Origin of the sequence: Methylobrevis pamukkalensis, from assembly GCF_001720135.1 — a bacterium.
Classification (GTDB): domain Bacteria; phylum Pseudomonadota; class Alphaproteobacteria; order Rhizobiales; family Pleomorphomonadaceae; genus Methylobrevis; species Methylobrevis pamukkalensis.
This window is the reverse complement of record NZ_MCRJ01000302.1, coordinates 1-676: the sequence shown is the minus strand read 5'-3', so window position 1 is coordinate 676 and position 676 is coordinate 1. Positions and strand designations below refer to the sequence as shown.

The 676-nt window shown below is 70.0% G+C and carries 1 protein-coding gene and 1 pseudogene; both read right to left on the bottom strand.

Annotated features, from left to right (window positions below):
• Positions 1–76: 76 nt before the first annotated feature.
• Complete coding sequence (locus tag A6302_RS20655) at positions 77–307, bottom strand: hypothetical protein (RefSeq protein ID WP_069308549.1); 231 nt, start codon at positions 305–307, stop codon at positions 77–79.
• Positions 295–676 (bottom strand): annotated as a pseudogene (locus A6302_RS20650) (hypothetical protein); the annotation flags it as partial. The pseudogene A6302_RS20650 and the gene A6302_RS20655, both read right to left, overlap by 13 nt.

Genomic DNA, 676 nt, shown 5'->3' with positions numbered 1-676 from the left:
AGTGTCTGGGCGGTCGCCGAACGCTGGGGACGCAATCCGCTGTGATCGCTCGCGGGTGATAGCGGGTGCAGGCCGATTAAGTCCGCGCCCGGAACAGGATCATCACCGACGGGTCGATGCCGGTGCGGCGGATGCAGAGGCGGACGAGGATCGCCGAGGTGGCGATGGTGCCGAGCGACCAGACGATCGCGGCGCCGAGCGCCCCATGGGTCGGCACCACCAGCGCGAGAGCCGCAAGGCGCAGCACCAGTGCCGTGGTGACGACGCGCGGATAGATCTTCTCGCCGCCAAGGGTCAGCAGCACCATCGGCGCCGGGCCGCAGAGCGCGGCAAAGCCGGCGCGGCGGAAAGCACCAGCAGCGCCGGATAGACGTCCACATACGCGGCGGAAAACAGGCCGAGCGCGAAGGACCCGAAGACGACGATGCCGACCCCGAGGCCGGTCACGAGCAGCAGGGCGACCGCCATCACGCTGCGCATCATGTGGTGCAGCTCGTCCTTCCCGCCGCCGAAATGCAGCGCCGAGATCCGCGAGGCCGAATAGCCGTTGAGCCCGCCCGCGACCATGGTGAAGGCGTTGGCAAGCCGGGTCGCGACGAAATAGGCGCCGGCCGCGGCGGGACTCGCAAGCGCGCCGATCACCAGCCACCTCGGCATATTGCCCGGCCGCCCTCGG